The sequence below is a fragment of the Streptomyces vulcanius genome (genome assembly GCF_042653945.1).
Taxonomy (GTDB): domain Bacteria; phylum Actinomycetota; class Actinomycetes; order Streptomycetales; family Streptomycetaceae; genus Streptomyces; species Streptomyces mangrovi.
On the sequence record NZ_JBHSFK010000007.1, the window covers coordinates 183,570 to 206,737 of the forward strand.

22 protein-coding genes are annotated in these 23,168 nt (G+C 65.1%); 10 read left to right on the top strand and 12 right to left on the bottom strand.

Annotation, left to right across the window (positions count from 1 at the left end):
- Positions 1-54: 54 nt before the first annotated feature.
- Together ACFPIH_RS13080 and ACFPIH_RS13085 are read left to right on the top strand one after the other, a co-directional pair.
- Positions 55-1,251 (top strand): JmjC domain-containing protein, encoded by a 1,197-nt coding sequence (locus ACFPIH_RS13080; protein ID WP_381170265.1) that lies wholly within the window; start codon positions 55-57, stop codon positions 1,249-1,251.
- Positions 1,252-1,259: 8 nt separating this feature from the next.
- The gene (locus tag ACFPIH_RS13085) at positions 1,260-2,051 is read left to right on the top strand and encodes an aldo/keto reductase (protein ID WP_381170267.1); all 792 of its coding nucleotides are present in this window, start codon (positions 1,260-1,262) and stop codon (positions 2,049-2,051) included.
- Here the strand turns inward: ACFPIH_RS13085 and ACFPIH_RS13090 are convergent.
- The 4 genes from ACFPIH_RS13090 to ACFPIH_RS13105 all read right to left on the bottom strand — a co-directional run bounded on the left by ACFPIH_RS13090 (position 2,029) and on the right by ACFPIH_RS13105 (position 5,021).
- Entirely contained in the window at positions 2,029-2,886 is an 858-nt protein-coding gene (locus ACFPIH_RS13090; protein WP_381170269.1) for a hypothetical protein, read from the bottom strand. The genes ACFPIH_RS13085 and ACFPIH_RS13090 overlap by 23 nt on opposite strands.
- Positions 2,887-2,984: 98 nt before the next feature.
- Positions 2,985-3,734 (bottom strand): DUF6879 family protein, encoded by a 750-nt coding sequence (locus tag ACFPIH_RS13095; RefSeq protein WP_381170271.1) that lies wholly within the window; start codon positions 3,732-3,734, stop codon positions 2,985-2,987.
- A 243-nt stretch (positions 3,735-3,977) separates the two neighbouring features.
- Complete coding sequence (locus tag ACFPIH_RS13100) at positions 3,978-4,175, bottom strand: DUF397 domain-containing protein (RefSeq protein WP_381170273.1); 198 nt, start codon at positions 4,173-4,175, stop codon at positions 3,978-3,980.
- On the bottom strand, positions 4,176-5,021 hold the full coding sequence (locus tag ACFPIH_RS13105; protein ID WP_381170275.1) for a helix-turn-helix domain-containing protein: 846 nt from the start codon (positions 5,019-5,021) through the stop codon (positions 4,176-4,178). It abuts the gene before it with no gap.
- Positions 5,022-5,238: 217 nt separating this feature from the next.
- Between ACFPIH_RS13105 and ACFPIH_RS13110 the strand changes: the two genes are divergently transcribed.
- The 3 genes from ACFPIH_RS13110 to ACFPIH_RS13120 all read left to right on the top strand — a co-directional run bounded on the left by ACFPIH_RS13110 (position 5,239) and on the right by ACFPIH_RS13120 (position 8,147).
- A complete protein-coding gene (locus ACFPIH_RS13110; RefSeq protein WP_381170277.1) occupies positions 5,239-5,868 on the top strand; it encodes an ATP-binding protein in 630 nt (209 codons plus the stop codon).
- 147 nt (positions 5,869-6,015) lie between these two features.
- Entirely contained in the window at positions 6,016-7,431 is a 1,416-nt protein-coding gene (locus ACFPIH_RS13115; protein WP_381170279.1) for a PIN-like domain-containing protein, read from the top strand.
- A gap of 119 nt (positions 7,432-7,550) precedes the next feature.
- On the top strand, positions 7,551-8,147 hold the full coding sequence (locus tag ACFPIH_RS13120) for a hypothetical protein (RefSeq protein ID WP_381170281.1): 597 nt from the start codon (positions 7,551-7,553) through the stop codon (positions 8,145-8,147).
- Between the two features lie 60 nt (positions 8,148-8,207).
- Here the strand turns inward: ACFPIH_RS13120 and ACFPIH_RS13125 are convergent, their stop codons facing one another.
- Positions 8,208-9,575 carry a DNA cytosine methyltransferase gene (locus ACFPIH_RS13125; RefSeq protein ID WP_381170282.1) on the bottom strand — a complete coding sequence of 456 codons (1,368 nt, stop codon included), beginning with the start codon at positions 9,573-9,575 and terminating at the stop codon, positions 8,208-8,210.
- 236 nt (positions 9,576-9,811) lie between these two features.
- On the bottom strand, positions 9,812-10,456 hold the full coding sequence (locus ACFPIH_RS13130) for a hypothetical protein (protein WP_381170285.1): 645 nt from the start codon (positions 10,454-10,456) through the stop codon (positions 9,812-9,814).
- 120 nt (positions 10,457-10,576) lie between these two features.
- Here ACFPIH_RS13130 and ACFPIH_RS13135 point away from each other — a divergent pair, with 120 nt between their 5' ends.
- From ACFPIH_RS13135 to ACFPIH_RS13145, 3 genes are all read left to right on the top strand, one after another.
- Positions 10,577-12,031, top strand: coding sequence for a transcriptional regulator (locus ACFPIH_RS13135; protein ID WP_381170287.1), 1,455 nt, complete (start codon positions 10,577-10,579; stop codon positions 12,029-12,031).
- Positions 12,031-13,875 carry a DEAD/DEAH box helicase gene (locus ACFPIH_RS13140; RefSeq protein WP_381170289.1) on the top strand — a complete coding sequence of 615 codons (1,845 nt, stop codon included), beginning with the start codon at positions 12,031-12,033 and terminating at the stop codon, positions 13,873-13,875. Before ACFPIH_RS13135 ends, ACFPIH_RS13140 begins: the two co-directional genes overlap by 1 nt.
- 61 nt (positions 13,876-13,936) lie before the next feature.
- Positions 13,937-14,710: a protein NO VEIN domain-containing protein gene (locus ACFPIH_RS13145; protein ID WP_381170291.1), complete on the top strand. Its 774-nt coding sequence runs from the start codon at positions 13,937-13,939 to the stop codon at positions 14,708-14,710.
- Here ACFPIH_RS13145 and ACFPIH_RS13150 read toward each other — a convergent pair.
- The 4 genes from ACFPIH_RS13150 to ACFPIH_RS13165 all read right to left on the bottom strand — a co-directional run bounded on the left by ACFPIH_RS13150 (position 14,707) and on the right by ACFPIH_RS13165 (position 20,416).
- The gene (locus ACFPIH_RS13150) at positions 14,707-16,758 is read right to left on the bottom strand and encodes a GmrSD restriction endonuclease domain-containing protein (protein WP_381170293.1); all 2,052 of its coding nucleotides are present in this window, start codon (positions 16,756-16,758) and stop codon (positions 14,707-14,709) included. The genes ACFPIH_RS13145 and ACFPIH_RS13150 overlap by 4 nt on opposite strands.
- 127 nt (positions 16,759-16,885) lie before the next feature.
- The gene (locus tag ACFPIH_RS13155) at positions 16,886-17,353 is read right to left on the bottom strand and encodes a very short patch repair endonuclease (RefSeq protein WP_381170295.1); all 468 of its coding nucleotides are present in this window, start codon (positions 17,351-17,353) and stop codon (positions 16,886-16,888) included.
- A 502-nt stretch (positions 17,354-17,855) separates the two neighbouring features.
- Complete coding sequence (locus tag ACFPIH_RS13160; RefSeq protein WP_381170297.1) at positions 17,856-18,872, bottom strand: SEC-C domain-containing protein; 1,017 nt, start codon at positions 18,870-18,872, stop codon at positions 17,856-17,858.
- A gap of 71 nt (positions 18,873-18,943) precedes the next feature.
- Complete coding sequence (locus tag ACFPIH_RS13165) at positions 18,944-20,416, bottom strand: glycoside hydrolase (RefSeq protein ID WP_381170299.1); 1,473 nt, start codon at positions 20,414-20,416, stop codon at positions 18,944-18,946.
- 212 nt (positions 20,417-20,628) lie between these two features.
- Between ACFPIH_RS13165 and ACFPIH_RS13170 the strand changes: the two genes are divergently transcribed.
- On the top strand, positions 20,629-21,393 hold the full coding sequence (locus tag ACFPIH_RS13170; RefSeq protein WP_381170301.1) for a class E sortase: 765 nt from the start codon (positions 20,629-20,631) through the stop codon (positions 21,391-21,393).
- A 16-nt stretch (positions 21,394-21,409) separates the two neighbouring features.
- Here ACFPIH_RS13170 and ACFPIH_RS13175 read toward each other — a convergent pair whose 3' ends face one another.
- Together ACFPIH_RS13175 and ACFPIH_RS13180 are read right to left on the bottom strand one after the other, a co-directional pair.
- The gene (locus ACFPIH_RS13175; RefSeq protein ID WP_381170303.1) at positions 21,410-21,793 is read right to left on the bottom strand and encodes a GntR family transcriptional regulator; all 384 of its coding nucleotides are present in this window, start codon (positions 21,791-21,793) and stop codon (positions 21,410-21,412) included.
- Positions 21,786-22,631, bottom strand: a complete 846-nt coding sequence (locus ACFPIH_RS13180) for a hypothetical protein (RefSeq protein WP_381170305.1) — start codon at positions 22,629-22,631, stop codon at positions 21,786-21,788. Before ACFPIH_RS13180 ends, ACFPIH_RS13175 begins: the two co-directional genes overlap by 8 nt.
- 171 nt (positions 22,632-22,802) lie before the next feature.
- Between ACFPIH_RS13180 and ACFPIH_RS13185 the strand changes: the two genes are divergently transcribed.
- Positions 22,803-23,099 carry a DUF6412 domain-containing protein gene (locus ACFPIH_RS13185; protein WP_381170307.1) on the top strand — a complete coding sequence of 99 codons (297 nt, stop codon included), beginning with the start codon at positions 22,803-22,805 and terminating at the stop codon, positions 23,097-23,099.
- Positions 23,100-23,168: the final 69 nt, after the last annotated feature.

The following is a 23,168-nucleotide window of genomic DNA, read 5'->3' on the forward strand; positions in this document are numbered from 1 at the left end:
TGCCGACCTCCACCGCGTCCGAATCACGTGGTCGAACCCATGGAGGACGCAGCGATGGAACATCGGTTGATCAGCGCCATCGAGACAGCGCTTGGGTGGAGCGGAGCGGAAGAGCTGGGCAAGGTCTTCGTACGCGGGAGCATGGACGACTCCGCACTCGCTTCCCGCATCATGACTCCGAACCGCCTGCTCGACATCGCGATGCGCCGGAGCCTGAACCGCCCGCAGTTCCGATGCTTCCAGAAGGGCGAGGAGGTCCATCCGGCCGTCTACTACACCGACAGCGTCAGTCCTCGCGGCCAGAGCATCCCCATGGTCGACATGCGCAGCCTGGGCAGGCTCCTGCAAGAAGGCGCGACGCTGATCCTGGACCAGGCCAACGTCTTCGATCCGACGATGGAGGTCGCGTGCCGGGCCTTGCAGTGGTGGTCCCAGGAGCGAGTGCAGGTCAACGCGTACCTGACGACGAACGATGCCGCCGGCTTCCCCCTGCACTGGGACGACCACGATGTCGTCATCGTCCAGCTCGCGGGTGAGAAGGAGTGGGAGGTGCGCGCGGCTTCCCGCAAGGTTCCGATGTACCGGGACTCCGACCCCAACAACACCCCGAGCGACGAGATCATCTGGTCCGGCGTCATGCGGACCGGTGACGTCATGCACATCCCCCGGGGCCACTGGCACCAGGCGACGCGGACCGGCAGCGGAACCGGCAAGAGCCTTCATGTCACGTTCGGCATCACCAAGCGCACGGGAGCGAGCTGGCTCGCGTGGCTGGCCGACTGGTGCCGCGAACGCGAGATCTTCCGCCACGACCTCGACCGCCGACACGGAACCGGCGGCGAAGCCCTGACTGCAGCCGCAGCCCAGTTGGTCGGCGAACGTTCCCCGGCCGACTTCCTGGCCGCGTACGAGCAGGAGACAACGCTGCCTCGGCACGTGCCGTACCTCGACATACTCGGACCGCTCGACGCCGTGGTGTGCACCACCCACTTTCCTCCCCGGATCCAGGGAAGTGGGGAGACCGTCGACGTCGTGGCCTCGGGGAAGAAACTCACCCTCGCAGCCAAGGCCCTACCCGCCCTGCGTCTGCTACTGAGTGGGAGGCCAGTCGCGCTGGAGCGGGCCGCGGCCGTCGTCGGGGCCGAAGTGACGGAGGTCGCCGACATCCTGGTGAAGGAGGAGCTGTGCGCGGTACTGACCCCCGAGTTGTCCTTGGGCTTCACCGGTCTCGTCACGAACGCCGCCTCCTGACTGGGGCATTGGACCTCGGCGTCACCGCGCTCGATACCGGCACCAACTACCTCGGGTTCCGCTCGCATCAGATCCTGGCGCGCACAGCCGGTGACCTGTTGCCGAAGTTCAAGATCTCTACGAAAGTCGGCTATTTCCCGGGGCCGGACGGAGTGGAACACTCCCTGGATCCAGTACGGCTGTGCGCGGCGGTAGAACAGGCGGCCGAGGATCTCGGACGGGAGCCGGACCTGGTGTTCCTGCACAACCCGGAACATTCGCTCAGCGAAGCCGCCCCTCACAACCAGGATGTGCTGGCACAGGCGTGCACCGCCCTCGACGACGCCACGGCGAAGGGGCTGTGCGCCGCCTGGGGCGTCGCGTCCTGGGACCCGTCGCCGCTGTTGAGCCTGGTCGACATGACCGGGCCGAGGCCATCGGTCCTCATGGTCCGCGCTGGCTTGCTTGTCGGAGCCAGAACGCTGGATGCTGCGGATGCCCTCACCGAGGCGTGGAAGCTGGGCGGCGGCGAGGTGTGGGGGATGAGCCCATTCGGAGGCAGCGCCGACGCGCCGGTGTGGGCCAGGATCGACCCACGCGTCTTCCTCCGGGACGGCAGCTCGCTCTCCCGTATGCAGGCGGCGTTCAGAACCGCTTATCACCTTCCGCGGGTCGACTCCCTCGCCGTGGGTACCGATGAACCCGCTCATCTGGGCGAACTCGTCGGCGCCCTGGCCGGCGAGGTCGAGGAGCGGACCGTCCAGGAGTACCGGAGTCTCCTTCGGACCGATCGCGCGGTCAGCCTGCCTGAAGCTCCTTGATGACCTGTTCGGCCATGCACTGTGCGGGCTTCAGCCGGGGATCCTCCGGGTGTGAGTACGGCCCGAGGATCTTCGAGCAGACGAACAACGTCATCAACTTGCCGTCCCGGCTCTCGAAGTCGGACTGGCGCTCGTGCCGTACGCGATCGGCCAGAGCCGGGACGGCGAGGGAACTCGCCCACAGCGAGGCCGAGTCCAGCCCCAGCGGTGCGTTGCCCCAGTCCTCCCAGTCGAAGACGCTGAACGCTGGGGTGGTCATGTTCGCCCAGTTCAGGTCCGCATGGGCCGGCACCCACCGCTCGACGGTCGTATCGAAGTTGCCGGAGAAGACATCGCGGATGGACTCGGTGACGAGGGCCTGGGTGATGGTGACGGTGTCCGGTGTGGCGACCCGCATCGTGTCCTGAGCCGCCAGCGCGTCCAACGAGGCGTTTAACGCCTCCCACCACTCATCCGACAGTGCCGGGGCGACGCTCAACACGGCGCTACCGATGGGAGTCCCCGGCAGGAGCCCAGTCTCGTCGGCCCGCCACATCACCGGCTCGTCCACGTCCCGCCAGACCACACATCCGTGCCATGCGGGCTGGGCGATGCCTTCCAGACGCGCGGCGCTTTCGGTGCCGTTCCACCCTTGGTCGGTGATCTTGTCGAGTAAGCGCCGCTCGATCCGCACCCAGGTGTCGCGGTCTGTCCTGGCCCCTACAGATCGACGCTTACGCACCACCGTGTCAGGGAGCAAGCGCACCTGCAGAGACCGCTCGACGCGATCAAGAACCTCGTCAACCGGCTGGACCCGAAGATCAACAGCCTGACCCGTGGAGACCGAGAGCGTCATGCACGCGACCGTAGCAGCGGCGCGGCGGGACGACTTCCACGGAGCCCGGGGACAAGGCTCCAATAGCATCGGCAAGTCAGCAGCCGACAAACCGTGTCTCAAGGCACGTGTGAACGGTGTTCCATCTCCAGCGCGACTACTTCGGTACGAACCGCGTGGTGCCAGGCGGCGTCCCGGGCCTGGCAGGCGGCGAGTACTTCGGCCGCGTCCTCGGTGACGTACACCCCCAGGGTGGTGTCATCGTCGTCGAAGATGAACCGAGCGACGACCCTTGAGTCGAAGAGCCAGAAGTCGTACTCGGGCAGCCGTAGCCCCTCTGCTCGGGAGCGAGTCAGGTTACGGATGTCCTCGCCGGCCGCGACGTTGCCGGGCGCGCTCGCCAGCAGGAACTCCTGCCCCTGCGTGAGCGGTTCGTCGACCAACCGCACCCGCTCGAAGCGCTTCCCCAGCGCCGTCTGCGCACGGACGTTCTCCCGCCAGGTGTTGTCGGAATCACGAGAGATGTCCTCACCTGCGAGGAAGCGACCCCACTTGGGGCTGCTCCGATCGGAGGCATAACCGCGCCGAGTCTCTAGCCGCCAAGCAGTGTGCTTGAAATCGCGAAAGAAGTGGGAGATCGAAGCGAACGGCTGGAGTTCAGGAGCCTCGCTCCTCGGCGCGAACCGACTGATCAAGCTACGCGGAACACGCACGAAGGTCTCGGACTCCTTGACGTCCCGCAACTGGACTAGACGTTCCGGGTCCGTCTCCCGGACGCCCTGGACGAGGATCTCGTCGCTCCCCTCGATCTCGTAAAGGGTGGGACATTCACCATCATCGCTGGTCGTACCGATGAACCTCAGGGTCATGGCACCCTCCGTCTGCGGTTACACCCGACACCTTGGTGACCGAGACAGGCTCGCTGAGCTTCTGACTTCATGCCGGGAACAGCGTGCGACTCTCATCACCCACACGAACCCACCAAGGTTGAGGCCCTGTATGAGAACTGAAACGACACACGCGTCGGCGAGGCAATGCCGCCCCGTTGCTCTGTGTCATGGTGCTTCCCCTCGGACCAGATGCCTGACGCACAAAGGGAACCAGTTCACGGACTACAGCACCGAGGCAGGCAAAAACCTGCGCCATGCCTCAGCCGCCACCGAGAAAGACGGGCCACCGGGCACCTTGGAGTCCCGCACCTGCACACGGTCGGGCGTGAATGCGGTCTCCACACACTCGGTCGTATTACCGCCGCTGTACGACGACTTGAACCAGACGGGCTCGGAAGCAGGCTGAGGGCCGGCGGACATTCACAGCTCCTTGCGGGCGCGGTGGATCATGGCGGAGGAGGCCTCCATGTCCAACGCTTGCGCCCGGAGGTACTCGAACGCAAGTCTGTATCGCTCCAGTTCCTCTTCCTTCTCCAGGAAGAGTGAGCCCGTGTGGAAGTCGACGTACACCACATCGAGCGCCGGCTCAGTGCCGCCGATGATGACGAAGCTCCCGAGCGCGGCGGCGTGGGCTCCCTTGGCGAAGGGCAGCACCTGAAGGGTGATGTGAGGAGACTCGTTCTCCTCGAGCAGCCGGTCGAGCTGCTCCCGCATGGTCTGGGGTGATCCGACGACTCGTCGGATCACGGACTCGTCGAGGATCGCCCACATGCGGAGTGGCTTCGGGCGGGTGAGGATCGCCTGCCGCTTCATCCGGATGTCGACCAGACGGTCGATCTCCGCCTGCTCCAGGGGCATTTCGTTGGCCAGTTGCAGCGCGGTGCTGTATGCGCGCGTCTGCAGCAGCCCCGGGACGTAGACACACGCGAAGTGGCTCTCGCGCACGGCTTCGTCCTCAAGCGTGAGCAGCAGGTTCATGCTCTCGGGGATGGAGTCGGCGAAGGAGTTCCACCAGCCCTGCTGCCTGGCGTTCTTGGCGATGCCGACAACAGCGTTCCGCTCGGCGTCGGTTGCTCCGTACTCACGGCACAGCGCGTCGATGACCAGCCACTTGACCGGGCCGGCCTGGGTCTCGTACCGGCTGACCGTTGCTTTCGACACGCCGACGAGCCGTCCCGCCTCCTCAAGCGTGAGCCCTTTCCGTGCGCGCAACTTGCGCATCATCGCGCCCAGTTGACGGCGGCGGGTGGTGGTCCGTTCGGACATGCGGCTCCTTGCCATGAGCCGGGCGCGGGGCCCGGGGATGCCCATCAGGCTAGGCAGCCTGCAAGCGTCTCACCATCGGATTCACCCGATAGATTCCCATGAGAAGTTACACAGAGAGACTTCTCCATGCCATGCTCCTTCTCGAAACCGCTACGCAGTGCAGCCGTGCGGACACGGCAGGCGCAGCATGTGCGTGGCCTGGGAGGGAGGAGTGGCCATGCCTGGCTACGACGTCACCGAACCCCGACTCCGCTGTGTCCTGCCGTTCGAGGCGGTGCCGGCGGAAGTGAGCCAACTACGGAGGGCTGCCGCCGAGCAGCTGAGCCGGTGGGGCATTCCTGTCGCCGTCGACGATGCGGAGCTGCTTGTCACCGAGCTGGCGACCAACGTGGTCAAGCACGTCGGAGAGGGCGTATCAGCGGCTTTGATTCTGGAGTGGCGAGGGGAGCGTCTACGGCTTGAAGTTCACGACAAGAGTTCCGTCAGGCCGTCAATCAGGATGATGGACCGTGATCAGGAGTCGGGCCGGGGCTTGCACTTGCTCACTTTCCTGGCTATCGAGTGGGGCACTGTCCTGACAGCGGTCGGCAAGGCGGTCTGGTGCGAGATCGCGACTGACGTGGGATCCACCTGTCTGCGCATCGGACGGGCTGTGACAGCGCTTGAGAACTATCAAGCCCTTGGCGGCGGTCCTGCGTACGAGAGAGGGAAGGACGCCGTCCTTGCCGAGTCGGCGGTTGCGTTGATCGCGGACCTGCTTCACTGGACCGCCGCTCGTGGCCAGGACCCGGACGACATTCTGGACCGCGCGCAGATGCACTACGAAGCCGAAGCGGACGTGGCCTAGTCATCACGTGCGCTTGACGGTGATGCCGTAGGGGATGCTCCGCCGTCGGGGCATCCCCTTCTGCCAGGCAGCCGCATCCGCCCTTGTCTCACTCGTGTGCCAGGATGATTGCGGATTGAGATCGCGCGAGTTCAGGGGGACGTGCACATGGAGGACCCAGCACTGCTTCGGCGGTTCCACGCCTGGCTCCAGCCCGTGCCATCACCGCAGGACACTATCCGCCTTGCCTTCTTCCAGGATGCGCTGATCGTTCTGGACACCAACGTGCTCCTCAGTCTCTATGAGTACACGGCGGAGTCCCGAGAGGAAGTCCTTACGGCTCTGGGCCAGGTCTCGGGGCGGCTGTGGATGCCGTACCAGGTGGGGCTCGAATTTGTCCGCGGGCGCCGCAGCGTATTGGAGTCGCGTAAACGGGTCCTTGCCGACGCATCGAAGTCGGTCAATGCCAAGTTGACGGCCGCGCGCAACGCGATCATCGAAGCGAAGGACACAGTGCGGGCTCAGCTGCAGAAGTACGCGCGGGTGCCGGCCGAGATTGATGCCCTGCAGCAATTGGTCAGCGAGGCTGCCGTTGACGAGCACCTTGCTCTGTATCGCGATGCATTCAAGGTCCACCTGGACATGCTGAAGAACGGTTACGACCTGACCCCGGTCAACGTTGATTCAGCGGATCCGATCCTTCCCCGGATAGCAGACCTCTATGGGGACCGAGTCGGCCTCCAGCCCGATGACCAACTGCTTCAGCAGCGACTCGATGAGGCGGTGGTGTTCCGTTTCCCCAACCGGATACCGCCTGGCTTCAAGGACTTCGACAAGGGCACTCCGCTCAAAGCGGCTGGTGACTTCCTGATATGGGAGGAAGTGATCGAACAAGCCGCTCTCCTCCCGGAGGGCAGTCGGCGAGTGCTTTTTGTGTCCAACGATGTCAAGGAAGACTGGTACGACACCAGCAACGGCAAGCAGCGCCCGTGGCCTGCAATGCTGGACGAGATGCACCGCCGTGCCGGCGCCGAACTGCGCCTTGAGACGCCGCCGGACTTCTACGCTGGTGTGGGGGAGTACCTTAACGCGGCCCTGGCGGACAACACATATGAAGAGATCCGGCGAGTGTCAGAGACTTTCACGCCGGTGTTGGACGATGGGACAGTGGTTACGGTAAGGACGGCTGGGGATCTAGCCCCACCCGGCGACTTGCCGGTTATCGCCTATCGGTCGGCTGGGCTGACCTCCTCGGCTGTACGCAGCACGATGGAGGCCCTGGATTCTGTGTTTCGGCTCGCCCAGTGGTGGCTCATCGGCGTTACCGCACAGTTGGAGCGGCGGGAGGTCACCGAGGGGGAACCTCGGGTAGACATTGTCGCTGCGGTGCGGGGCAGCGATGCGCCTGCACCTGATTGGAAGCCGGGCACGGTGCTGCCTTCAGGAGAGTGGATCCACCGCGAGTCCTCGTGGATCGCACCGTGGTTCCTCGATCTCCTTGCTTCTGCGCCGCCAGCTGACCGCGGAGTGCTAAGCGCGCTGGCCTCAGAGCAGGCTGCTGCGAACCGACTCCCCACCGGTTGAACGTGCTAGCGGGAAGCATGCCTACGATGCCGGGGTTTGGTCGAAAACCGTCGCGCGATCGATAGGTCTGGCGCGCTACTCTCACCGTCTCGCTCCCACAACGATGAAGGGTTGCTGCTGTGTCTGCAGAGAACGAGGAGCAGATCGAGGCGTGGAGGAGTCTCAAGCCGACATCGGGTTACGCGGTGCGGGAGCTGAGGTCCGCCTTCGAGTCGGAGGATGCCTCGCCGGATGACCTCATCGACGCCTACCTTTTCGCGAAGCGCCAGCTTGCCCAGTCCATGCAGGCGCTGCTGCTGTCGCAGCTACCGCCTGAATGCCCTGAGTTCGCGGAGCTGCGGGCGAGCATCCAGGCAGAAATGAAGAACCGTTACGCCGACCTGATCCCGGAGCGGTTCCTCAAGGTCCCCTACGGGAGTAAGGTGCACGAACTTCTGTTCATGATCCTCCTGCGGAGCCTTGGTAAGCGGGTCGACAGCGACCGTCTCCGTCTTGCGACTCGTGACAACGTTCACACAGAGCGTCGCACGAGAGAGCTACGCGAGTTGGGATTCAGCATTGCAACGTCTGAGGACGATGGCAGCCAGTACTACACCCTGATCAGCTTGGAGATCGACTATTCGAAGGTGCCGGAGCTCATAGCGAAGGCCATCAACAAGGCAGAATCTCTCACCACTGCGGAGAAAAGCAGTCTGAAGGCCAGGCTGGCTGAGTAGCACCTCCAGCGAGGGGCGGTGTGCTTACCGGAAGCACCGTCCCGCTGCTCTTTCAGTGCATTAGCTGATCTTTGCCCGGAGTTGGGTGAACAGGTCGTGGCGCTGGTGGTCGTCCTGACCGGTGAATGCCTTGAACTCGCCGAGGCTGTAGGCAATGACACCGCTGGACCGAGTCGTCATCGTCACCGCAAAGTCGTGACCAAGGTGGTTCAACCGCCGCTCGACATCCGGCTGCTCAAGAACGGTGCCCTTCTTGGCGAGCTTCTCAATGATCTGGTCGACGGTCAGTGGACGATCAAGACCGCGAAGCAGCTTGTACACAGGGTCCAAAACCCGGTCGGTGTTCTCCACGAGGGTCTTACGCTCACCCTCTTGACGGATGGCCTTCCGGATGGCCACCCCCAGAGCCTTGGCGACTGGCGGAGGGAAGGCGTTGCCGATCTGCCGGTAGACAGAAGTCTTACGCCCATGGAACTTCCAGCGGAACTCGCCTTCTGCGGCAAGGTCGCTGCCCTTTGGCGACTCGAAGTCATGCCAGCCCTGGATCCGCGCAACCATTGCAGTGGTGAGTTTCGGCCCTGGGACGCCTTCTGGCGCTCGCCATCCTTCCTCTGGGGCTTCGTTGGCCACGCCCATGGCGTCCACGCCAAGGTCTGCCCACGCTCGCTTGGCCCGTGTAGGACCGAGGTCAGCGCCGCCGTGCTTCTTGGAGCCGCCGACGATCGTCGGCGCGATGTCATCGGCTCGCTTGACCCACTCGGTGACCTGGTCTTCCTCCCAGCCATTGCTCGCCATGAGGTCTTCAAGGAGCTCACCCACCGTGGGTGGCCTTTCCTTGTGGAGCGCCGGCCACTCGAAGTACTCCGCGTACTCCCGCTTGAGGGCAACTAGCACAAAGCGTGGCCTGAGCTGGGAGACGCCGAAGTCGCTGGCGTGGAGAAGCTTCCAGTCACCGATATAGCCATACTCGTGAAGACGGTCGAGGACATGTTGCCGGTAGGCCGTGAACCGGTTGGCGCTGAGCCCCCTCACATTCTCCAGGAGCAGCGCTTTCGGCTGGATGTCGCCGCAGAGCTCGATCGCCCAGGCAAAGAGGTCGCGTTCGTCATTGGCGCCCAGCTGCTTGCCTGCGATGCTGAACGGCGGGCACGGCACACCGCCAGCCAGCAGGTCAACGCCCTTATGCTCGGAGGGTTCCCAAGTGCCGGGGTCGGCTACGTCGCCGATTGCTACGGCGTCTTCTGCGCCCTGCTTGCTGTAGCCGAGAACGTCCTGCAGGTTACAACGCAGTGTGTGCGCGGCATTCTCGTCGAGCTCCACAGCGACACGGTGACGAAATCCCGCTCGTTCCAGCCCGAGGGTCTGGCCTCCTGCACCCGCGCAGATCTCCACGACCTCGAGCTGTCTGTCGCGCTCTGACGCCGCCATTCGATCTCCTTTCAGGCGCGCAGGCCCTGAGCCGACGCGGGGCCGAGGTTTGCGCTCGGCTCACTATCACAGCGGGCACCTCTGTGAACACAGATCCCGCTGTAGCACCCTAGTCGTCGATCTTCGACGGCGTCACCCAGTTGGGAGGGCGAGCCGTGCGCGGTTTTGAAGTCTACGGCGACCCACTGATGTAAACGAAACTCGCACGGCCCATACGTCACATAGCGGGCGAGGGGTCAGCTCTCAAGCGATGCCCGAACCTCGTCACGGGCGTCGGCGGGAAGCCGCCGGTATGCGTTCCATGCCCGGTCCAGAGCCGTAGAACCTCGTCGTCCGCGCTCGATCCAGCGGAGGAGCCGGCGCTGGTCGCCCGGTTCGAGGGCCCGGATGTCGGCCACGGCTTCATCGGCACGGGCAGGGTGGCCGTCACTTCCCGCGCGACACCGCTTGCACTCCGTGACGAGCAGGGTTTGCTCCCTGCCATCCGGTAGCACGGTCTCGCGACGGGTGATGGAGAGCACAGCCGTCTGGTTCGAGTCGTCCACATACGGCTCGCCACCTGAGATGCCGCAAACGCTGCACATGTAGTCGTCGCGGGCCATGACCGCCTGCTTCTCCTTGTTGGAGATGGCTTTTTGTGGTGCTGCGGCCCGACGGGCGGCAGCGTCCCAGACCGGAACACCCGCCTTGACGAAGCGCTGGTCCTCAGCCAGCAGCGTTGCGTCGTCGGAGTTCGTGAAGAGGACCCACCCGTAGTCACGGAGATCCCGTATGCGCCGGTCAGCCTGCGAGATCCCAGGGAAGGCGTCTCGGATCTGCTCCTTGGTGAAGGTCTTCCCCTCACCGATCACCTGGATGAGCCAGAGCGCTCCACGAACCATGGTTCCTGCCTTGAGCTCAGGGTCGTTCCAAGCAGGCGGCATCACTTCATGCTCCGTTCTCCAAGCGATTGGGACATTGATTGTGGAACATCGGTACACCCGCTGTCAGCGGGGCCTGACATGATGCTGCTGCACGCTGCGTCTGGCTCCCTGGAGGCTCTGGTTATGGCTGTGAAGTTCGGCGTCCCGCCCGAGGGTGAGAAGAATCGCTCGCTGGTGGACGAACGGCTAAAGCAGGCCATGGCCGAGGACGGCGCCAAGATCACCGTGGAGTGGCGCGGTGAGCAGAAGCACCTGCATGTGATCTCCATGCCGGTCGACATGCTCTACTTCAACCCGGACACTCACCGCATTCGTGCCCAGCGGACCCTCAACCCGGACCGTAACCGGGTCCTGGAGGAAGAGCCGTGGAGTGAAGCCGCACAAACGTATCTGCATGACCTGCTGCGATGCCGGCCCTCAAACCCGAGCCAAACTGACCCGGACTACCTGGCGTTGTCGGACGAGCTAGACGACGTGGGGCAGCGGGAGCCCGGCATTATCAGCCCGGACGGCATCCTCGTTGACGGCAACACCCGCTGTGCTGCCTTGAGAGACCTGGGCATCAAGAACATCCGGGTCGGTGTCCTTCCCGCAGATACGTCCCGCCGCGACATCAACAGCGTTGAGCTTGCCCTGCAGTTGCGCCGCGACAAGCGTCGCGAGTACTCGTACATCAACCGCCTCATCGCGATCGAAGACGAGCTTGCGGACGGCCGTCGTGAGGAGGACGTGGCCCGCGACTTCAACATCAAAAAGACTACCCTCCAGCAGGACCGATGGGTCTATCAGCTGATCAAGGATGCGATTGACCGCAGCCAGACCGCGAACGGCGCTGTCCTGCGGTTGGTCGACTTCGAGGACCACCAGGAGAAGCTCCGTGAGCTTCACCGTGACTACTCGAAGCTGGCCAAGACAGATCCTGACGCCGCGGAACAGCTGAAGGAATCACGCCTGGCCATGGTGGTGCTGAACTACGCGAAGACGACGGTGCGTCTTGCGGAAGCAGACTTCCACAGCCGCTACCTCGAAGAGCGTCTGCCGAGCGAGCTGCGTCCCGCCGCCCAAGAATCTTCCACTGTGGCGATTCCCGGGCTGGCCGGTGTAGCGATCCCGGACGCAACGGCCGCCGTCAAGACCACTCGTGCGCTCACGGATGCCCTGCTGAAGGCGAAGGCCGCTTCACAGGCCGGTGACAAGCTGGAACCCGCGGCCGTCAACCAGGCTGATTCGCTCATCAAGACGGCACGCAAGACCTTCGACGCCGCCGTGAAGCTGGCAGGTGCGAACGCCGAACTTCAGAAGCGTCAGGTAGCTGTTCCTGACCGCCTCACCGACGCCGCTGACTACGTCAATCAGTGTGCAGCCGAGTTCGCCGAGGCTAAGGCCAAGCGCGCCCTTGACGAGGATGCATTCGACGACGCGCTGCTCACGCTGAAGGCGAGCCTTGCCCGGCTTGCGAAGCAGGCAGGACGTACTTTCAGCTCGCCCGGTAACGGGGTTGCCTGGCTGCTCGACTCCACGCGGGAGAACTAATGGCGGGGCAGTCCGCTGCGCCCAGCCTGGAGATCGGCTTCGGTGACGGCGTCACCCGTGCGCGGCTGCGGGCGGGAACAGGACGTGAGAGCGATCTGCGTCGCCTCGCTCTGCGCTTTCAGAGCAGCGTGCAGCGCTCGCCGGGAACCATGGAGGTAGAGATCGATGACCTCCTGACGAACTTGGTGGCGCTCGCCACATGGCCTGAGCCCAGCAGCGTCTCTTGGGATCCCCAGATGGCTGCGCTGGCTACAGATTCAGCCGTTGACGCACAGACTGTCGCCAGACGTCTGGACGTCACGGCTGGCCCGGACGGAGAAGTAGACCCGGACGACGTCGGCAGCCTGCTCGGCCCGGGGTGGAAAGCAAATCTCACGGCGTTCCAGCGCCGAGACATTGCGAAACTGCTATCGCTGCGACACGGAGCGAACTTCTCAGTCCCCGGAGCTGGCAAGACCCGGGTAGGCCTCGCCGTATTCCAATCTCTGCGGCAGAGCAAGGGCATTGAGCGGCTCCTGATCGTCGGTCCGAAGTCATGTTACGAGTCCTGGAAGTACGAGAACCAGGAATGCCTGACTGAACCCTTGAGTATGGATGTCTTCTCGAAGGACGCCGATCCAGGGGCGGACGCGCTCATCGTCAATTACGAGCGGCTGCGCCAGGACGGGGTCGTAAATGAACTCGGCCAATGGCTCGCGGCGCGGCCGTCGATGCTTCTTCTCGACGAGGCCCACCGGATGAAGCGCGGTGCCGATGGGACGGACGGTGCGGCCTGCCTCGCCCTCGGACCCCGCAGCAGACACCGGTTGATCCTTACAGGGACGCCAGCCCCCAACGGGGTGAAGGACCTGGAGAACCTCTTCGGTTTCGTATGGCCCGGCCACGGACGCCAGAAGGTGATCCAGGCAGTGGCCGGCGGGGATCTGGCTACGGCAAGCCAGGTGCTGCGCCCCTTGTTCACTCGCACCACCAAGGGCGAACTCGGTCTGCCTCCTGTTTCCATAAACCTGACGCCTGTTCCTCTGCCTCCCCTACATCAGGAGGTGTATGAGGCACTCGTCGGGCGGTTCTCTGCTCGTGCCGCTGGTTCCGAGGGTGACTTCATCGCTCTCGGCAAAGTCATCGTCTACATGTTGATGGCGGCGACGAGCCCCGCGCTGCTCGCCGTCGGCACCACACGTCATGAACCGCTGTCGTACCAGGTGCCTCCGCTGTCCGTGCCTGAGGGCACGCCGCTCTTCGAGCTGATGAGAGATCTTCCCAGTTACGAGATGTCGCCGAAGTACCGTGAGGTTCTCGCGATCATCAGCAGGAACGCCGCCCAGGGACGTAAGACACTTGTCTGGTCAACCTTTGTGCGCAGTCTCAACACGCTTGAGCGCATGCTCAGTGAGTTCTCGCCGGCGCTGGTCTATGGCGCTATGAACGATGCCGACCGTGAGGACGCGATCCAGCGGTTCCGGCGTGACCCCGATTGCATGGTTCTCTTGTCCAACCCCGGCACGCTTGGCGAGGGAATCAGTCTCCACCACCAATGCCACGATGCCGTTTACGTGGACCGGGACTTCGCGGCTGGCCGCTTTCTGCAGAGCCTTGATCGCATTCATAGGCTCGGCCTCGCCCCTGAGACCGAGACACGGATCACGGTGCTCGCTTCGGAGGGCACGATCGACGAGATCGTTGATCAACGACTCAGTGACAAACTGAAGTTCATGGGGACCATCCTTGATGATCCGGCTGTCCAGCAACTGGCCGACCTTGAGGAAGAACCGGCAGTTGGCGGCGGCCTGGACCATCGAGACCTCCAGGCGCTGATGGGTCACCTTCGTGCCCGTGCCGCCTGAGCCAGTTCTGCGCGCGGCAGTCCGCTGGCTGGAGAGGCTGCCAGCCAGCGGAGCGACCCGAGTGCGCTCTCTCTTTACTGCACACAGCGACTTCAGTGACATCACGCCGACGCAGTATGACGCGGCGTACGCCTGGATCAGAGAAATGGGGCTTCTAGGCAACGTTAAGAGTCGCGGGCCCGTGAACTGCAGAGTCTTTGAATCTGCGATGGCGCAGAGCGGGGTGCCGTGGTTTCGGGATGCTGACCTGCTCATTCGCGGGCCTGACGAACTCCCCGAAGATGCCCTGCGTGCTGCAGAAACCCTCGGCCTCACTCCAGAAGAGGCCTACGGGCAAGTGAGTACGGCCTGGGGAAAGGTGGACACCGAGGAGCGCTCCCGGATCGGCTCGGCGGGGGAGCTTGCGCTCCTTGAGTTGCTGTCCGAGTCAGCCAAGGGCCGGGTGGAGCACGTCGCGGCATGGTCCGACGGCTATGGATACGACATCTTTGTGGATGCTCACCAGCACTCCGCACATCTGGAAGTAAAGAGCACAGTCCGCACGGGACGGCTTACTGTATATATTTCACGCAATGAATACGAGACCATGCTGCGTGACCCAGCCTGGGAACTTGTAACCGTGCGTCTCACTCCCGAATTGAAGATAAGAGCCGTGGCCGCAGTGCCGAGAGATTGGATCTCGGATCACGTCCCCTCGGACCGCACGGTTCGCGGTCGCTGGCAATCGTGTCGGCTCGACGTACCTCCTGAGGTGCCAGTGCCGGGTATTCCAAGTATCGCACCAATGCTCACCCAAACTGCGCCTGAGGTTTTGAGGGTCATGCCAGTGAGCTAGGCCAAATTCTGCACTCCAATTTCCGAGAGCAAGAACTCTTCTGGTTCTGCAGGCCAATGGTCGTCGTTCGGCTCAGGGCAATCTGCCAAAGGCTGGGCCCCTTCGAACGCGTCTTTGACCGTAGTACGCCATTGATCGAGCGAACCTCGGATGGTGAAGGGACCAAGGCCGAACGTCACACTGTTCTCGTCGTCGACGCGCAGCGGGGCCGTCTCGTCACCGACCGGAACATCAGAGGCCAGGCCAGTTGCCGCTGCGTCGAGTGCCGCTTCGAAGTCTGAGGGGGCTAGCCATCCGACCCAGCTTCGGCCATTGGCTTCTGCTTCCGCCACCAACACACTGCGGCCAGCTCCGACGTAGCCCGTGAACTGGAACGACCGGGATTCGCGGGGCTCATTGGCAGCGACATCCCGCCCCAGGAAGGCCGGCCGGAACTGGTCGAGGAGGTTGGTGATCCGCTGTGCTAGCAGAGTCCTGCGGGCGGCGAGGAAGCTTGGGTACTCCTCGGGCTCGAGCAGAGCCGGTTCGCTTGGGATCGCGTGTGCGCTGCGGTCGCTCGCGCTGACGTTCGGCAGGTAGGCCGCGGGGGAATGGCTGCCGATGATGTTCTTCGCAGTTTGTTCAGAGACAAACACGATGTTTGCGAGTTCGTTGATCTCTGTGGAGGAGTAATTCTTCCCCACGCTACGCAGTTTCGCAGCCGGGTGAACAAGGCTGTACTGAGGTTTACCCGATGGGTCGACACCCCCCGAGATGGGCCCTCCGTCCCACCAGTCGGTGGCGCCGGCGTGAGCTGCTGCGAGGTAACAGAACATGAGATAGGGGCTCTGATGATTGCGTCCAGCCAGGTCGTTGCCAGTTACGGAAATCCCGCCTTCACGGATTCCCAGATTGGAAAGCAGTGCTGCTACAGGATTCTCGACGTCAAGCGTCCTGATGTCCTGGGCCAGCGCTGTGTCCGAAGCGCCGCCGTAGCGGTTCCGTGCCGTAGCGGCTAGAAACCAGTACAGCAGACCGTTCTCCACTTCGTCCGTGACCTCTGTGCTCTCTGGGCGCTGCCCGTAGTAAAAGATCAGAGGATGGAGAGCAGCGAGCGACGGCACCACGGCCGTAGTCGGGATCAGGAGTCTCTCTGTCAGGAGAGGTACAACGTGGGAAAGCCCTCGTTGTACCCTTCCCCAACCTGATTCGACCATTTCTTTGCTGGCGGCGGTTAGCTTGGCCACGGATGCGGAGCGCGTGCTGGTGGTTGACAGGCTCAAAGTCAGCGCTTTGATAAGGAAGTTGACGTCAAGGGCTCCGAAGCCGCGCTCTGCCCATCGGGTTGATTCTGCTTCCAGTTGGCCCAGGAACCCAGGTGTACGCGCAGAGAGCGTTGCCAGCGCGAGATCCGTAGTCTTGAGTGCTCGGCCGCCGCTGTTCACACGGACGAAGATGTCGGCGACTTCCTCGTACTCAAAATCGTGCAGCACTTCCATGTGGAAGTCCCGCTGCGTGATCTTCTGGAGCGCGCTCAGGCGCCGTCCGATCTCAGGGTCTGGGATGGCGAGCCCGGCGTCCTTGAGCTCACCATGGATCATGAACATGTCGGATTCGGGGCCTACGGCATCGTAGACCTTGATCCACTTCTTGTTCCGCCGCGTTGCGGCACTCTGATTCTGGAAAGTTTCGGTTTCGATGTTGAAGACGACCTGGGCCTCTGGGTGATCGGTGAGCACCCGGAAGAGCGAGGTAAGCCTTTGCTGCCCATCCAACAGGTACAGGGGCATGACGCTCGGCAGAGCTTGGGGGACACCGATCGCTGCCCCCCGTGTCTCAGCAGGCTGGCCGGTCTTCCAGAACAACAGGGAGCCCGCCGGGTATCCGCGATACAGAGACTCGATGAGTCTGGCGACTTGTGATGCCTTCCATACGTAACCTCGCTGGATCTCGGGGAGCATGATCTCCCCGGCCGCGATCTGCGTGATGAGTGTCCGGACGTCGCGGTTGGTGCGCTCGACCGCCACCTTGCCCCCAGCATTCCGCGCGGTTGCGGTTCGTTTGACCACCCCGCTGAGTCTCCAACGAACCCAAACAGACGGCCTCCCCCACAGAAGCCGCTGATTCCACTGCGTTCGCTAGAGACAGGTTAGGGCAGGGTGACAGGCCCGTGGCCAGGACTCATACATCACGGCTTCAACACGGGCTCTTGTCCGGTCGTGTTCTTCTGTCGGCGACTGCCTTGCAGACCATGAGCGAGCACTCTTCTGCCGGCTGGTGCTCCCAGAACCGGAGTACCAGCCATCCGGCCGCCCTGAGCCGGTGATCCGTATCGCGGTCACGTTCCATATTGCGCAGTACCTTGGCGGACCAGTAGCCAGGATTCGTCTTCGGCGGAACGTAGTGATCGGGGCATCCATGCCAGTAGCAGCCGTCGATGAAGACCGCTACTTTCGCCGGACGGAACACCATGTCTGCCGTCCGGCGAAGGTCTGGCAGGGGCCGCGCGGCTACGCGGTAACGGAGTCCTTGGGCGTGTACGAGGCGACGAATCAGTTTTTCGGGCTTTGTGTCGCGGCTGCGGATCGCTTGCATGTTGCGGCGCCGGGCGGCAGAGGAGGCCCAGGAACCAGCTGGCGCTTCCCACTCGGCATCTTCGGACACGCTCCAGAGCGTAGTCCGGAGTAGGGAGCGTGAGACAGGGACCCGGCCGATCGTATGAGGCGATCCGGCCTCCCGTTGTTGTGCCTGCGGAACTACAGGAAGAAGTCAGCCCCGGGCCCAGAGTTTCCAGGCGCCGTTGGACCGCTCGCTTCTTGGGAGTTTCGTGCTTCCGCGGGCCGTGTCAAGGGCGCTTCACTCCGCTGCGCTGCGTTGCGCGTCGGCTGCGCCGATGGCCCTTTGGGCCACCCCTGACACGGCCCGCTCCAGCACGGGTGAGAAGCGAGCGAGCGGCCCGGAGGGGCGGGTGGCCTGGGTGGGTGTGCCCTTGCTTTGGCTGCCCTTGATCCGGGGTTGGGGGCGCGATCGCGCCTCGCATGCACGCCGGGTGGGTTTGGCGGCTTCGCGGTGGGGGGTGTCTATTCGTGCGCTGTCGTGGGTTTTATGTCGACGGCCCGCCGGGGGAGGTGGCGGGCCGTCGTATGGATGAGGTTTTGGGGCGGGATCAGGTTCCAATCCCGTGGCATCCCTCGTAGGGCTCGCCCGATCCGCACCAGCAGTTGGCTCCTCGTTGAGGGGGCCAGGTCGCGGCTCGGCCTCGGGCTGCCAGGGTTGTTGCGTACTGGGGGAGTAGGTCGCCGTCGCCCGGTGAGGATCCCTCCGACGCGGCGAAAGCCTCGTACGACGGGACTGTGCCGGTGACGATGCCCAGGTTGGGGGTGCCGGAGGTGGAGAGCTCGCGGAGGGAGGACTCTATGGTCGTCAGGTGGGCCGGGTGGGACGGGTAGTCCGTGGCCAGGGACGGGTACGCGGAGACCAGTTCTGTCAGTTCCTCCGCCGGCCAGTGGAGGACCGCTACCGGGAAGGGGCGGGAGAGGGCCTCTCGGTACGTGCCCAGTTCTGCTCGGAGGCGGGAGATTTCGGCTTCGAGTTCTGCGGGGTTGTCCGAGCCCAGGGACCAGACGCGCTTGGGGTCGTGGAGCTCGTCCAGGGAGACCGGGGAGGAGTGCAGGGTGTCGGCGAGGAGGTCCCAGTCGTCGTGGGGGGTGCCCAGCATGCGGCGGACGCGATGACGGCCGAACAACAACGCGTGCGTGGCGTAGGGGGGCTCCGGGACGTCCGTCAGGAGGAGGCGGGCGGCCTCCGTGAAGGTCTGCTCCGCCGACTCCAGCTCGTCGTGGGACTCCAGGGCCTCCGCCACGATCACCCAGGGGGCCGGGTCGCGGGGGGAGGCGATGCGGATGCCCTCGATGATGGCTCTCGCCTCGGCCTCGTGGCCGTACTCCCAGAGGTTCGAGGCCTTCAGGGCGCGGACCAGGTGGGGGGTGTCCAGGTCGGCCGGGGACGACAGCAGGCGGTCGTAGAGGGAGCTGGCCGCCGGGCGGTCGCCGGCCAGCTCCAGGTGGGCCGCGGCCTGCAGCAGCAGGGCTTCCGCGTCCTCGGGATACCGGCCGGCGGTCCGCTCCAGGCGTGCCGCTTCGGCGGTGTGGTCGACGTTTTCGGCGGGCGTGTCGGGGCGCATGCACGACACGGTACTGCCCGACGGTGAGTAAATGGAGATATCTGCAGGCCAGGACCCCAGAGGAGAGGGGTTTACGCCGTCACGCCGTCGATCTGGAGCGTTTGGACCGACTTCGCCGCGAACGGCACGCTCACCGTCTTCCCGCTCAGGTAGGTGTCCGAGTACGCCTTGTACCGGTCACCGCCCGTGGTCACCGTGTTCCAGCGGGGGACCAGGCCGCCGGTGCCGCCCGTCACCGTGGTGAAGTTCGAGAGGTTGAAGGTCAGGGTCTGGGCGGAGGTGGATGTGTTCAGGGCCACGATGACCAGGCGCTTCGCCGTCGCGTCGTAGGCCGCCACCGCGTAGCTGACGCCCGTGTCGATGATCTTCATGCCCGGACGGAGGTGGCGGCTGAACTGGGCCATCACGTAGTACTTCGTCTGGACGGCTCCCGCCTGGAGCGTGCTCGCGTCGTAGGCGATCATCGCCCAGTTCGTCGACGGGTCCATCACCTGCCAGTAGACCCACGCCGTGGGGTGCAGCCAGCGGAAGTCGTAGAGCAGGTTGAAGGCCATGGTGTAGCCGGTGCCGTCGTTGTCGCCGGTCTCGGAGTTCCAGAGGACCTTGCCGGAGGTCGTGACGACGTCCGTGTACAACAGATCCCTACGGCCGCCCGAGCCCTGGTAGCCGTGGACGTTGAACCGGTTGACGTACCCCTTTGTCGTGGAGGAGAAGGACGACCATGTCGTACGCGCCAGGTCGTAGCTCGTCTCGTCCGATGCGGCGATCTTCGTCGACGTCAGGCCGCGGCTGTCCAACTCGCTGCGCATGTAGGGGAGTACGGCCGACTGGACGGTCGCGTCCATGTGGCAGCCCTCCTGGGTGCCCGTCGCCGTCCACCAGGACGAGGAAGGCTCGTTGAAGGGCTCCACCGTCGCGAAGTTCACGCCCCAGTTGTTCTTGGCGTAGAGGGCCACGGCGGCCAGGTGGGACGCGTGCTGGCGGTAGTTCCAGGTCTGGAGGTTGTTGCCGCCGCCCGCCGCGCCGGAGGGGTTGTGGTTCGAACACATCCACCACATGGGGGAGTTCGAGAAGAGTTCGGTGGTGGCTCCGCGTGCGACGGCCTTCTGGAGCATCGCGCGCTGCGTCGCGTCCGCCGTCCAGTCCCAGGCCGAGGACGTGGGGTCCTCGTTGTTCCAGTCCTGCCAGTAGCCCTCGATCTGCTTGTACGCCGGGATGTTCGCGGAGGCGACCATGCTCTCGCCGTTCACGGTGTTCCAGCTGCAGCCGCCGAGGTTGTAGCGGGCGATGTTCAGGCCGAGGCCGGGAAGCGCCGTGCCGTTGTAGGTCACCGAGTTCGTCGTGAAGAAGATGTCGGCGAAGTCGGTGCGGTTGCCGAAGACGTTGGCCCACCAGGCGAGCGAGGTGCCCCAGCCCTCCCAAGTGCCGTACGAAGTCGACGGGTTGACGGCGATGGTCGCGTCGGCGTGGGCGGTGCCCGTCGCCAGTGCGGTTCCGAAGAGCGCGCCGCCGCCGGCGGCCAGCAGTGTCCTGCGTCGGATCATGGCTACTCCGCTCCGAGTTGTGGCCGGTCCCGTTCGGCCGAGTCGAAGCATCGGGTGCGGCGCGTGGGGTTGTCGAGAGTTCTGACAGCCCTTTCGCAAACCTGTGGAGGAAGGGGCCGAGGGGGAGGCGCGCGGGTTCGAGGGGGCGAACAGACGACGTCGCGTGCGTACGGCTCTGGAGACCTTGCCTCCCGGCGCTTATGGTGCCCCGCGTGCGGATTCCCCTCGTACAGCACAGCACCCGGCGGCGGCGCGAACGGTTCCGGCGGGTGTTCTTCACGGGTGCGGAACTCCTCGTCACCGGTGGGGTGTTGGTCCTTCTCCTCGTCGTCCATCAGCTGTGGTGGACCAACCTGGAGGCCAGGGAGGGGGCCGAGCGGAGGGTGGAGGCGCTGGAGCGGGAGTGGGGGGCCGACCCGCCTGCCGCATCCTCTGCGTCCGCGTCCGCCCCACCCGGTGCCGACCGCGGCAATGGCGGGGACGGCAATGTCGGCGGCAGGCCGTCGTCCGGTGCTCCCCGGGCCTCCCAGGCGTACGCCGTCCTCCGCATCCCCCGTCTCCACCTCCGCGTCCCCGTCGCCGAGGGCATCGACAAGCGGAAGGTCCTCAACAAGGGGTACGTCGGTCACTACACGCACACCCAACAGCCGGGACAGCAGGGGAACTTCGCGCTCGCCGGGCACCGCAACACACACGGCGAGCCGTTCCGGTACCTCAACCGTCTGCGGAAGGGCGACAAGGTCGAGGTGGAGACCAGGGACGCCGTCTACACGTACACCGTCGGCCGGATCCTGCCGCGGACCTCGCCCCGTGACTCGGGAGTGATCCAGCCCGTGCCCCGCTCCCTCGACCGGCCGGCCTACGGCTACGGCACCCCCGGCCGCTACCTCACCCTCACCACCTGCACCCCCGAGTACACCTCCCGCTACCGGCTGGTGGTCTGGGGGCAGTTGACCGCCACGGAGCCACGCCGCTGACGCCTCCCGGCAGCCCTTACATTCCCTCTTCCAGTGCTTCCCGGACGGCGCCCAGGATGGCCTCCGTGTCCGCTCCCAGGGCGCGGGCGGAGGAGGTGAAGTCGCGGGCGAGTGTGGTCAGTTGGGTCTTGTCGTGGTGGTGTGGGGCGGACGGGAGCGCCGCCACCCGGGTGCCCGCGCCGCGGCGGGTGCGGATCAGTGCGGCGGCCTCCAGTTCGCGGTAGGCGCGGGCCACCGTGCCCGGCGCCAGGCCGAGGTCGGCGGCGAGCTGGCGGACGGTCGGCAGGCGGTCGCCCTCGACCAGCCGGGCAGTGCGGATCAGCGCGGCGAGCTGGGCTCGGATCTGCTCGTACGGCGGCACCTGGCTGGTGGTGTCGACGTGGAGGACGGGCTCACTCATCGTCGCCCAGAGCCCGGGTGGCCGGGAGGTCGTCCGCCACGGTCCGGCCGGCCGGGAGGTCGTCCGCCCCGGTCCGTACGGCCGGGATGTCGTCCACGGCCCGTGGCACCACGATGGTGAACACGCACCAGCCCAGGGTGAACAGGCTCACCAGGCCCAGCGGGTAGATCACCAGCGCGGTGACGTTGCCCAGCATGCCGGCGCAGGTGGCTTTGGACAGCACGGTGGCGATCATCCCGAGGACGAGCAGCAGTTGGCTGGAGACCAGCAGTCCCCAGGCCGCGGTGATCGCCCAGGAGCGGTCGTGGCGCTGCCGGTTGTCGCCGGGGCGGTGGGCCACGCGGCGCAGGGCCCAGACGCAGGCGGCGGTGCCGAGGGCGAGGGAGATCAGGATCAGCGGGGTGTAGAAGAGCCCGGGCCACGGGCTCAGATGTCTGGTCGTGGTCCGACAGGTGACGGCGAGGCCCCGGCCCGCGCGGCCGGTCTTGTCGACGGAGCCGACGGTCGCCCCGATCGTCAGCAGGACGGTGAGACAGGCCGCCTGGAAGGCGATCAGCGGCGCCATCCGGGGCGGTACGTGGTCGCGGACCCGGCGCGGGGCGAGAGCGGCCTTGCGGACCGTGTCCTGCGGGGCGGGGGTGAGCGAGTCGCCGAGCAGGACGCCACCCACCGCGCACAGTCCGAACGCGGTGACCGCGGAGACGAACGGCATGGACATGTCGTCGCTGCGGATCAGGGCCAACTGCTGTGCCACCACGGCGCCCAGGGCCAGCCCGGCCCAGCGGGCGCAGAGGTCGGCACGGGCCAGCAGTCGTTCCGGCGAGACGGTGTCGAGCATGTGGGCGGCACCCCCGGGATTTGTATCAAGTGGTGAGTACAAGATGTCGTGACCGGAATCTTGTGTCAAATGCTTGATACAAGATGCCCGACCGGTTTGGGACGGGTGGAACCTTCGCCCCGCTTCGGACGTCCCTCAAGGCGTGAGACGACCCGAAGGGAGTGAAGGAGCATGACGCGCCGCGCCACCCCCTTCCTTCTCTTCCTCGTCCTCGACGTCCTCCTCCTCGACGCCGGCAGCCTCTCCGCCGTCGTCGCGCTGGCCGCGACCGCCGCGGCGTCCTCCGCGTTCGCCGTCTGCTGCGTCGTCGCCGCGCGCAGCGCTCCCGCCGTGCCGCCCACCCGGGTGCGTACGGCCATCAGGGACCGCGCCCGCCGTACGGCCTTCCTGTCGCAACGCGACCCGGACGCCTCCGGCCGGCCCCGCCCCCGCGCACCCGGCCACACCCTCCGGACGACCACCGCGTAGAGAACCTCTCCAGCAGGGGGAGTTCCGTGCGGGTCGTCATGCCGTCGTCCCGTCCTGAACACCCCGCCG